The sequence below is a fragment of the Halomonas colorata genome (assembly GCF_014897985.1).
GTDB lineage: Bacteria > Pseudomonadota > Gammaproteobacteria > Pseudomonadales > Halomonadaceae > Vreelandella > Vreelandella colorata.
This window is the reverse complement of sequence record NZ_JABUZA010000088.1, coordinates 1-2,841: the sequence shown is the minus strand read 5'-3', so window position 1 is coordinate 2,841 and position 2,841 is coordinate 1. Positions and strand designations below refer to the sequence as shown.

Annotated in this window: 3 protein-coding genes; all 3 read left to right on the top strand. The window is 45.9% G+C overall.

Going from position 1 to position 2,841, the window contains the following annotated elements; genetic code table 11:
• The first annotated feature begins 633 nt into the window (after positions 1–633).
• Positions 634–1,230 carry a GNAT family N-acetyltransferase gene (locus INT33_RS20830; protein WP_193092925.1) on the top strand — a complete coding sequence of 199 codons (597 nt, stop codon included), beginning with the start codon at positions 634–636 and terminating at the stop codon, positions 1,228–1,230.
• Between the two features lie 314 nt (positions 1,231–1,544).
• Complete coding sequence (locus INT33_RS20825; RefSeq protein ID WP_193092924.1) at positions 1,545–2,126, top strand: hypothetical protein; 582 nt, start codon at positions 1,545–1,547, stop codon at positions 2,124–2,126.
• A 107-nt stretch (positions 2,127–2,233) separates the two neighbouring features.
• Entirely contained in the window at positions 2,234–2,656 is a 423-nt protein-coding gene (locus INT33_RS20820; RefSeq protein ID WP_193092923.1) for a GNAT family N-acetyltransferase, read from the top strand.
• Positions 2,657–2,841: the final 185 nt, after the last annotated feature.

The following is a 2,841-nucleotide window of genomic DNA, read 5'->3' as shown; positions in this document are numbered from 1 at the left end:
TCCATGGCAGCACTGAATCCTATGCAGTTGACGATAGCCGTATTATCGCTGATGGCAGTGACTTTTTCAGAGCTTCCCTAGCTAAACGACTGCTGCAACAGTGAATAATGTTTCGCCATAAAAAAACAGCGTCATTCAGCAGTCGTTCTAGTTAAACCTCTGCACTAATGCTAACAGCGGCTATGCTGGCACTGTTTATGGTAGTAGACAGCATCTGGCCTAGCGAAGAGTAGAGCGCATTGGAGTTTAACTGGGCCAGAGTGCGGTCAAGTTTGGCCATATCTTCTTCTGCACTTTAAGCTCGCGGCGAGCTTCTTTATCCTCTTCGCTCAGCCGACTCTTGAGTTCATTGATAGCTTCCTGAAGCCCTTTTTAAGTATCGATTAGACTACCCGATGGCTGGGCGCTCATCACCGTGGACGCTGCCACGCCTAGACCGCGGGCATTTCTTTAAGCTCTTTCGCCAGAGATGAGTCGCGATGAAAATCCATCATAGGAAAGTTAGAATCCCGTGCTTCATGCCCGAACCACTGTTTTTATAAAAAAATTAGCGGCTATTCTGAATCTGATTTTAGTAAGATCAACTAATAATCGCTTTCTCTATCGCCAATAAAAAGAGGTATTTGAATAGATATGGCTTACGTTGATTCTGTCACCCTTAACGCGCACGGTGTAAAACTTGAGCCATTAGCGCATGATCACGAAGCGGGTTTGTGTGCTGCCGCCGCCGATGGTGAGTTGTGGAATCTACGCGTTACAGCGGTGCCTTCGCCTGATGAAACAAGCGCCTTTATTAAAACCGCCTTGAAAGACCGAGAGGCAGGCCACCGCTTTGCCTTTGCCGTTATAGATGAGGCCAGTGGTACCGTGCTGGGCACGACGAGCTATCACGACATCTTGCCTGAGGTAAAACGGGTAGAAATTGGCCACACCTGGTATGCCAAACGTGCGCAGCGTACCCATATCAATACCACCTGCAAGCTGCTGCTGTTAACGCATGCTTTCGATACGTTGGGTTGTAACGTGGTTGGCTGGCGCACCGACAACTTTAACTACGCAAGCCAACGTGCCATTGAGCGCCTAGGGGCTAAAAAGGATGGTGTGATACGAGGGCAAAAGCTGCGCCGTGATGGCACCATTCGCGACACGGTGATGTATAGCCTGCTCAGGGGAGAGTGGTCAGAAGTGCGCGCACATCTCCACTACTTATTAAGCCAGCCCCGCAGCTAATCAATAGGCGACTAGCTCATTAGCCGCTGCCTGTAGGTGAAACATGATCGCAGCCGCCAATTATGTGCGCTACAGGGTAAGCGAGAAGGCGCGCGAATTTTTAATATGCAGCCAAGTTTTTCTTTGCTCCTAATAGAATCAATGAGGCAGATTTGATCAAGGCAGCGAGATAACCTTAATGAACGTACCATAAAATTCATTGAGGTTATCTATCCTTCCGTATAATCACTGTTATGTGAATAAATTCGATCCTGTCGTAGATTCTATCTATGGCTTCGCATTTACGAGCGGTCAACTAGAAAGGCCAAATCAAAATGGGTAAAAAGCTTTCAGGTAGAGATGGCGCGACACTTGGTTTTGCATCAAGTACAGATTATTACAGAAAGCTCTTGCGGGATGCGGAAGGTTTGCGTGGAAGTTGGGATGCTCATGACGCTACCGATTTTCTGATAACTTCCTGGCATCTTTTTCAGGATTGGACGAAAAGTGATCCTAAGACATCGCTAAGTAGATCAAAACGGAACCGTGCAAAGTTGCCAACGCAGATGAATCTTATACTAGATATTACTAGAGATCTGGCAAATGGAAGTAAGCACTTTCAGTTGGATCAAAGCTCCGCAGATAAGCGGAAGATTAGCGAAGTACACGATGGACTTGAAGCCAACTGGTTCTCATATTTTTTCCATGAGAATGTTCCGGCTGTCACAGTTGAAGGAGGGTGGTATTTCAGCGTAAGGGTTCTGCACAATATCTTGCTGGCATACTACCATTGGGTGTTTGACGATAATCAGCCACTACAAAATTTCCCGGTAGAAATCCTAGAAACAGTCGATTACTGCAATATTCAGACCAGAAAGACAGGAAGTGTCCCACGGATCTGGGGAGAAAATGGGTAGTCTAGTCATTGAGAATCGCATAACCAGGCCAAGCACGGCGATGGTTTTTCCGTTGCGGCTTCGCCTCCACTCCAAAGCCACGCGTGTTGGCAACGTTAGGAGATTCAATGGTTTCGTATCGACAAACAGAAGATTTATCAGCTTCGGCTGAGATTACTTACTTAAACATGCGTTCATACTACGAGCATTACTCTGTTGATTGGGATTGCTCAAAAATTGAAGATCAAATCCATAATTTAACCAATTTCGATATTCTGTTCAATGGTGAGGTCGTTGGGGCGATTCGTTTGGCATTTGATAACGACGGTTGCTATGCCCGTGACTTGCAAGTCAGCGAGAAATACCAAAATAAAGGTATTGGTGCGTTAGCGCTTTCTGAATGTGAAAGGTTAGCAATTGAATCAGGCGCTAATCGACTTAGGTTACGTGTATTTAAAGTCAGCCCAGCCTTCCATCTCTATGAAAGAGTTGGTTTTGTGGTTGATAACGTTGATGATAGGTTCTACAGCATGTCGAGAACAATCTCCTAACAAAAAATTAAGAGTGATTCAGCACGCGTGGCATTTTTATTATGCGTCGGTTTTAGTGTTTAAGATGGTATGCGGCAGCATCGGTATTGCGTGCCTCACACCTTAATGTGAATCGCCCCGGATATTCTAGACACCCGTTAGGCTCTTAAAGTAACGCCTTTCATACTCAACCGGTGACAAGTTAT

What these genes read in the sequence shown, in the direction of transcription:
- INT33_RS20825 (WP_193092924.1), top strand. Translation starts at nt 1,545, where the DNA reads ATGGGTAAAAAGCTTTCAGGTAGAGATGGCGCGACACTTGGTTTTGCA.
- INT33_RS20830 (WP_193092925.1), top strand. Translation starts at nt 634, where the DNA reads ATGGCTTACGTTGATTCTGTCACCCTTAACGCGCACGGTGTAAAACTT.
- INT33_RS20820 (WP_193092923.1), top strand. Translation starts at nt 2,234, where the DNA reads ATGGTTTCGTATCGACAAACAGAAGATTTATCAGCTTCGGCTGAGATT.